8 protein-coding genes and 1 pseudogene are annotated in these 6,731 nt (G+C 70.1%); 4 read left to right on the top strand and 5 right to left on the bottom strand.

The window, feature by feature from the left end:
* Together G6018_RS06690 and dut are read right to left on the bottom strand one after the other, a co-directional pair.
* A partial coding sequence (locus tag G6018_RS06690; protein WP_182639215.1) for a DUF3710 domain-containing protein occupies positions 1-707 on the bottom strand: 707 nt, incomplete at its 3' end.
* 79 nt (positions 708-786) lie between these two features.
* Positions 787-1,266, bottom strand: coding sequence for a dUTP diphosphatase (gene dut / locus G6018_RS06685; RefSeq protein WP_179525220.1), 480 nt, complete (start codon positions 1,264-1,266; stop codon positions 787-789).
* A gap of 53 nt (positions 1,267-1,319) precedes the next feature.
* Here dut and G6018_RS06680 point away from each other — a divergent pair, with 53 nt between their 5' ends.
* Complete coding sequence (locus tag G6018_RS06680) at positions 1,320-1,826, top strand: DUF3093 domain-containing protein (RefSeq protein WP_179525219.1); 507 nt, start codon at positions 1,320-1,322, stop codon at positions 1,824-1,826.
* Positions 1,827-1,830: 4 nt separating this feature from the next.
* Here G6018_RS06680 and G6018_RS06675 read toward each other — a convergent pair whose 3' ends face one another.
* Complete coding sequence (locus G6018_RS06675) at positions 1,831-2,133, bottom strand: DUF4193 domain-containing protein (protein ID WP_179525218.1); 303 nt, start codon at positions 2,131-2,133, stop codon at positions 1,831-1,833.
* 260 nt (positions 2,134-2,393) lie between these two features.
* Here G6018_RS06675 and cei point away from each other — a divergent pair, with 260 nt between their 5' ends.
* Positions 2,394-2,978, top strand: coding sequence for an envelope integrity protein Cei (gene cei / locus G6018_RS06670; protein ID WP_241731472.1), 585 nt, complete (start codon positions 2,394-2,396; stop codon positions 2,976-2,978).
* Here the strand turns inward: cei and G6018_RS06665 are convergent.
* A complete protein-coding gene (locus G6018_RS06665) occupies positions 2,968-3,831 on the bottom strand; it encodes an inositol monophosphatase family protein (RefSeq protein WP_179525216.1) in 864 nt (287 codons plus the stop codon). The genes cei and G6018_RS06665 overlap by 11 nt on opposite strands.
* A gap of 159 nt (positions 3,832-3,990) precedes the next feature.
* Here G6018_RS06665 and ppgK point away from each other — a divergent pair, with 159 nt between their 5' ends.
* Together ppgK and G6018_RS06655 are read left to right on the top strand one after the other, a co-directional pair.
* Positions 3,991-4,836 carry a polyphosphate--glucose phosphotransferase gene (gene ppgK, locus G6018_RS06660; RefSeq protein ID WP_182617248.1) on the top strand — a complete coding sequence of 282 codons (846 nt, stop codon included), beginning with the start codon at positions 3,991-3,993 and terminating at the stop codon, positions 4,834-4,836.
* Positions 4,837-5,017: 181 nt separating this feature from the next.
* Positions 5,018-6,394, top strand: a complete 1,377-nt coding sequence (locus tag G6018_RS06655; RefSeq protein WP_182639214.1) for an RNA polymerase sigma factor — start codon at positions 5,018-5,020, stop codon at positions 6,392-6,394.
* Positions 6,395-6,536: 142 nt separating this feature from the next.
* Here the strand turns inward: G6018_RS06655 and G6018_RS06650 are convergent.
* Positions 6,537-6,731: pseudogene (locus tag G6018_RS06650) on the bottom strand (ATP-dependent helicase); the annotation flags it as partial.

Below are 6,731 nucleotides of genomic sequence, written 5' to 3'. Positions count from 1 at the left end.
CGGGCCTGCGCGGCCGGCTGGCCCTGTTGACCTGCCGCCATCTGCTGCTGGTAGGCCTGCGCCTGCTGCTGTGCCGCCAACTGCGACTGCGCCTTGACCAGCGCCTGCTGGATCTCGTCAGGGATGGTCAGCGGAAGCACCTCCCGGACGGGCATCGGTCCGTCGCCACGGTTCACCAGCAGGTGCTTGAACACCTCCCGACCCTCCTCGGCGGCCTGCTCGGCCAGCTCCGGGGTGGCCATGATGCGCACCTCGGCGGTCCACCGGTGCCCGTCGACCCCGATCGCACGGAAGACGGCACCCGGCATGGCGGCCACGAGCTCGCGCCCCCACGGACCGTCCTCGACGGTGACCTCGGCGCCCTGACCCTCGAGCTGCTCGCGCATGGCGGCGACCATGGTCCGCCACTGCCCGGCCGACTTCGGCGCGGCGAAGGCGCGCGGGATCACCCGCGACACGGTGGTGACCACGTGGAACTCCGGCTGACCGTTCGGGTCCAGCGCGACGTTCAGATCGCGCCCGTTGGGGACGCCGATCACCAGGGAACCGAGGTCGAGGTGTCCGTACCCGAGGTCGGTGTAGTACCGGGCCACGTCCCCGACCGACGAGCGGTCATGCGGACCGGTCGTGGACGGTGCGGAGTCCGCGGGTTCCCCGGGGGTGGCGGCGTCGCGGTCCCCGGTCACCGACTTCTTGCGTCCGAACATGGTCGAATCCTCTCCGCGTGCGACCTGGTCCCGGTCGGGACCGTGCCTCTTGACGCTACCCAACGTGGTGTGGTGCCGGTCAGGTCAGGCGGTGGTGACCTCCGGTCGAGCCGTGGCCCCGCTCTCCCCGGTCGGTCTGGTCGAGCTCGTCGACCTCCTGCACGTCCCAGAGTTCGACTCTCTGGATGATCAACTGTGCGATCCGGTCACCTCGTCCGATGTGAACCGGTTCGGACGGGTCGAGGTTGACGAGGTTGACCTTGATCTCGCCGCGATACCCGGCATCGATGGTGCCCGGGGCGTTGACGATCGACAGTCCCGCCCGTGCGGCGAGACCGGATCTGGGGTGGACGAGCCCGGCGTACCCCTCCGGGATGGCGACGGCCACCCCTGTGCCCACCAGCGCACGATGCCCGGGTTCGAGTGCGCAGTTCTCGGCCGAGAACAGATCGATGCCCGCGTCGGAGGGGTGGGCGCGGGACGGCACCGGAAGACCGGGGTCCAACCTCCGTAGCCGCAGCGGTCCGCGTGATCCGGACGAGTGGTCGGGGTGGTTCATGGCTGGCCGCCCTCCTGCCGGGTGGAGCCCGGGTGATGGATAGTCTTGATGTCGTGACCGAAGAAGATCTCCGACCGTCGCCCGACCGGGTCCCGCGCCCTGTTCACTCGGAACGACTCCGGGTACCGGGATGGTGGTGGGTGCTTCTCGCCGCCATCACCGTCCTCGTGGCCGCCGTGGCCTCGGTACTCGGCGCGCCGTGGTGGCTGTGGCTGCTCACCGTGGTCGTGCCCGCCCTGTTCGCGTGGCTCTTCGTCACCGTCGGTCGCGAGCGTATCGAGGTCGAGTCCGACGGTCAGGGCGGAGGGACCCTGTACGCGGGCCGCGCGCGTCTGCCCTTCGAGGCGATCTCGCGCAGCGCCGTCGTGCCCGCGACCGCCAAGCAGGCCGCGATGGGGCGCCAACTCGATCCGGAGGCGTTCGTCGTCCACCGCGGTTATGTCCCCACCATGGTGATCGTCGTCCTGGACGACCCGCTGGACCCCACGCCCTACTGGCTGATCAGCACCCGTGACCCGGAAGGACTCGCGGCGGCCCTCCCGGACAACCACTACAGCTGAGCGATCAGCCCGCGCAGTCCACGCAGATCGGCAGTCCGTCCCTCTCCTCGGCGAACCGGCTCCGGTGATGGACGAGGAAGCAGTCTCCGCAGGTGAACTCATTGTCCTGCTCGGGAACCACACGGACCGTGAGTTCCTCTCCGGAGAGATCCGCCCCCGGGAGTTCGTAGGACTCGGCGGTATCCGTCTCGTCCACGTCGACCTCGCCGGTAGCCCCCTCCGCCCTCCGGGCCTTGAGTTCCTCCAGCGAATCACCGGCCAGCTCGTCAGCTTCGGTCCGGCGGGGTGCGTCGTAGTCGGTTGCCATGTGTCTCTTCTCTAGCGGTCAGGTGGCGAGGGGCGGTCGGTTCGATCGTGGACCGACCGGCGCACGCATATTAACGGAAACTAGCAGGGATTTCATCCGCGCTTCCGGACCGTGTCCCCACCGGGACGCCGATTCCCCGACGATTACAGTGGTGAGGCGGACCCGGACAGGGCTCCCGCACCGTGACACCTGCAGGAAGGACCCTCATGGTCGTCCACCTCAGCGCCCAGGCGACACCCAGTCCGACCCCCACTCGGGGGATGGGACGACTACGCAGCCCCTACGTGCTGTTCGTGGTGGCCACGCTGGTCCTCGGGGGTCTGGTGTGGGCTTCCGCGCTCATGGGCAGCGATGCGGCGACCCAGGCCGCCGCCTGCCCCGTGACGCCCGCGGCGGAGGAGGCCGGACTGCGGGATCAGCCCGCCGGCGCACTCGACTCGGTCGAGCCGGCCCTGTTGGCGGACACGCGGGTCCGGGTGCTCAACGCCAACGGCCAGAGCGGTCAGGCGGGTGCGGTCGCCGCCCAACTCGCCGAACGCGGATTCCAGCCGGCGGGAGCCGACGCCACCGGCAACGACCCGATCTACGCCCAGGACCTCGAGTGCCACGGGCAGATCCGCTACGGCGAGGCCGGGGAGGCGAGCGCGAGGTCACTGTCCCTCGCCGCGCCGTGCATGCAGCTGGTGTCCGACGGGCGGGCGGACGAGTCCGTCGACCTGGTGCTGGGGACGATCTTCTCGCGACTGTCGGACTCGGCGGAGAGCGTGGGGGCGCTCGACGAGCTCAAGGTGGGACGTCAACCGATCTCCGCCGAGCTGGACGCGGCGCGAGCCGTCAACTGCTGACCGCGCCCCCGAGCGCCTCGATCGCGGACAGGAACTCCCCCGCCACACCGGGTGCGGCGGCGGCAGTGGGGACCTCGTCGTCGTGGGAGACCCTCACCACCGCGCCGGCCTCGGCGGCGATCAGGGCCCCGGCCGCGTGATCCCACGGCTTGAGGCAGCGCTCGTAGTAGGCGTCGATCCGGCCGGTGGCCACCATGCACAGGTCCAGGGCCGCGGACCCGCACCGTCTGATGTCACGGATCCGCGGGAGGAGCTCCGCGACCACCCGCCCCTGTTCCGCGCGGACGTCGGAGTCGTAGGAGAACCCGGTTCCCACGAGCGCCATCGACAGGTCGTCACACGCCGACGCCGTCAGTTCGGTGAGCGTGCCCGTGGCGGACCGGAGGCTCGACCCGCGGCCGAGCCCCGCGGTCCAGGTCTCGCCGGTGACGATGTTGTGCACCGCACCCGCGAGGACCACCCCGTCGACCTCCGCCGCCACCGAGACGGCGGTGAAGGGGATCCCGTAGAGGAGGTTGACGGTTCCGTCGACCGGATCCACCACCCACCGCACGACCCCCCGTCCCGGGGCGGTCGCCTCCTCGCCACCCTCCTCCCCCAGGACGCGGTCGCCGGGCCGGGCGGAGACCACCTGCGAACGGAGGTGCTCCTCCACGGTGGTGTCGATGACGGTCACCGGGTCGGTCGCAGAGCTCTTGGCACGCGCGTCGAGCCCGGTGGAGCCGAACTGCTCCACCATCCGCCGGGCCACGTCACCGCCCGAGACCGCGAGCCGACCCGCGAACCGCCTCAATTCGTCGACGGTGTCCGCGTGGGTTGATCGCGCGACCCCTCCGTCCGTCTCCTCCGACATGTCGGCTCACCTCGTCGTCGTCCCCGATTGGACCGGCCCACGGTGGTACCGGACAGATACGCTGACGAACGGGCGCTCGTCGCCCCCATCGTGCCCCGTCGGTCCGGTGGACTCCAACCGCAGCCGTGACCCTCACGGCCCGTCACCCGGGAGCCCGAGATGCCCACCCCCACACCTACCGAGAGCACCCAGGCGCCGGCCTCCTCCACCGGCCTGGGGGTGGACGTCGGCGGCACAGGGATCAAGGCGGGGCTGGTCGACCTCGGCACCGGGGAACTCCTCGGCCCCCGGTCGACACGTCCCACCCCGCAGCCGGCGACCCCGGACGCGGTCGCCGGGGTCATCCGCGCGATGGTCGACGAACTCGGATGGGACGGCCCGGTGGGGGTGGCTCTCCCCAGCGTCATCCACGACGGCGTCGCGAGGATCGCCCACAACATCGACGGCTCCTGGGTCGGCTGCGACGTGGTCGCCCTGTTCGACAGGCACCTCCCCGGACGCTCGGTGGTCATGCTCAACGACGCCGACGCGGCGGGTGTCACCGAGGTGCACTACGGCGCCGGTGAGGGGGTGGACGGCCTGGTGGTCCTGCTGACCTTCGGCACGGGGATCGGATCGGCACTGCTGCTGGACGGCCATCTCGTCCCCAACACGGAGTTCGGACACCTCATGGTGGAGGACATCGCCGGCCGGGGTTTCGACGAGGCCGAGCACCTGGCCTCCGCATCGGTACGTGCACGGGACGGACTGACCTACGAGGAATGGGCGCCCCACGTGTCCAACGTCCTGCGATGCCTCGAGGACCTGCTCTGGCCCCGCGCATTCGTCCTGGGGGGCGGGATCAGCGAGGCCGCCGAGGAGTGGTTCCCGCTCCTGGAGAACCGCACCCCGGTTCGTGCGGCCATCAGACGTGGCGATGCCGGGATCATCGGGGCGGCGCTGTACTCGGCGGCGCGCGACGGCCTGGTCGATCTGGGGTCGACACTGTCCCCGGGCAGCTACTGACCCCTCGTCAACAGCGCCTGATGCGACCTCCGGGCGGGTTCCTCGTTACAATGGCGCAGGCCGGGATCACCTACCGGCCGGGGACGGGCCCGGTACCGCAAGGCGGACGGCTCGAGTGTCGGCATACGATGCGGCATCGATCCCCGTTTCCCATCGATTCACCGGTTGTGAAGGGGCGTTTGTGGCAGCCACGAAGACCACCAGTTCGGATTCCGCGATGAGCGGCGATCCGTCGGACACCGAGGTCACGGGCGAGGCCCCCGCCAAGAAGACCGCGGCGAGCAGGACACCAGCGAAGAAGGCCGCGCCCGCCAAGAAGACGGCGGCGAAGAAGTCGGCCCCGGCCAAGAAGACCGCCGCGAAGAAGACCGCGGCCAAGAAGACCGCCGCCGCGGGGGATCCCGCGCTCACGGACACCGCTCCGATCGACGACGCACCGGTCGAGGCACTCGAGGTCGAGCCGGACACCGCCGAACTCGAGGACGTCGAGGTCGATGTCGTCGACGTCGATGACGCGGAGGCCGACGAGGAGACCAAGGAGGGTCCGACCGCCAAGGACAAGGCGTCGGGTGACTTCGTCTGGGACGAGGACGAGTCCGAGGCCCTGCGGCAGGCCCGCAAGGACGCCGAGCTCACCGCCTCGGCCGACTCGGTCCGCGCGTACCTCAAGCAGATCGGCAAGGTCGCCCTTCTCAACGCCGAGGAGGAGGTCGAGCTGGCCAAGCGTATCGAGGCCGGCCTCTACGCCACCTGGTTCATGGCCCAGGTCGTCGAGCGTGGCGAGAAGCTCACCACCGCCCAGCGCCGCGACTACAAGTGGATCGAGCGGGACGGCGTTCGCGCCAAGAACCACCTGCTCGAGGCGAACCTCCGGTTGGTCGTGTCCCTGGCCAAGCGCTACACGGGCCGGGGGATGGCGTTCCTGGACCTCATCCAGGAGGGCAACCTGGGTCTGATCCGCGCCGTCGAGAAGTTCGACTACACCAAGGGCTACAAGTTCTCGACCTACGCGACCTGGTGGATCCGCCAGGCCATCACCCGCGCCATGGCCGACCAGGCCCGCACCATCCGCATCCCGGTGCACATGGTCGAGGTCATCAACAAGCTCGGGCGCATCCAGCGCGAGTTGCTCCAGGACCTGGGCCGCGAGCCCACCCCGGAGGAGCTGGCCAAGGAGATGGACATCACCCCGGAGAAGGTGCTGGAGATCCAGCAGTACGCCCGGGAGCCCATCTCGCTCGACCAGACCATCGGTGACGAGGGCGACTCGCAGCTCGGCGACTTCATCGAGGACTCCGAGGCCGTGGTGGCCGTGGACGCGGTGAGCTTCACGCTGCTCCAGGACCAGCTCCGCTCGGTGCTCGACACCCTGTCCGAGCGCGAGGCGGGCGTGGTGCGGCTGCGCTTCGGCCTCACCGACGGACTGCCCCGCACGCTGGACGAGATCGGCCAGGTCTACGGGGTCACGCGCGAGCGGATCCGCCAGATCGAGTCCAAGACCATGTCCAAGCTGCGCCACCCGTCGCGGTCCCAGGTGCTGCGCGACTACCTGGACTGATCTCCCGCCGGTCCGGTACCCCGGACCCCGGACGAGCCCGGGCCCGTCGATGTCGACGGGGCCCGGGCTCGTTCGCATGCTCATCCGACAGGGACGGCGAGGCGTGGTTCTGAGCCCCTTCCAGCGTCCCGTTCCAGCTGCCCTACCAGCTACGCAGCAGCGAGATGCGTTCCCGGATCTGGTCGGCCGAGGCCATGGGCACCGGAGGACCACCACAGGAGTTACGCAGCTGCGTGTGGATCGCTCCGTGGGACTTGCCCAGACGGCCCGAGTACACGGACACCAGCGTGTTGAGCTGGCGCCTCAGATCCTTAAGCTCGGCCGCGGAGGCCACGCG

The organism is Dietzia sp. DQ11-44 (assembly GCF_014145205.1).
Classification (GTDB): Bacteria; Actinomycetota; Actinomycetes; order Mycobacteriales; family Mycobacteriaceae; genus Dietzia; species Dietzia natronolimnaea.
This window is presented reverse-complemented; position numbering and strand designations above follow the sequence as displayed.

What these genes read in the sequence shown, in the direction of transcription:
- G6018_RS06675 (WP_179525218.1), bottom strand. Translation starts at nt 2,133, where the DNA reads ATGGCAACCGACTACGACGCACCCCGCCGGACCGAAGCTGACGAGCTG.
- G6018_RS06665 (WP_179525216.1), bottom strand. Translation starts at nt 3,831, where the DNA reads ATGTCGGAGGAGACGGACGGAGGGGTCGCGCGATCAACCCACGCGGAC.
- ppgK (WP_182617248.1), top strand. Translation starts at nt 3,991, where the DNA reads ATGCCCACCCCCACACCTACCGAGAGCACCCAGGCGCCGGCCTCCTCC.
- dut (WP_179525220.1), bottom strand. Translation starts at nt 1,266, where the DNA reads ATGAACCACCCCGACCACTCGTCCGGATCACGCGGACCGCTGCGGCTA.
- cei (WP_241731472.1), top strand. Translation starts at nt 2,394, where the DNA reads ATGGGACGACTACGCAGCCCCTACGTGCTGTTCGTGGTGGCCACGCTG.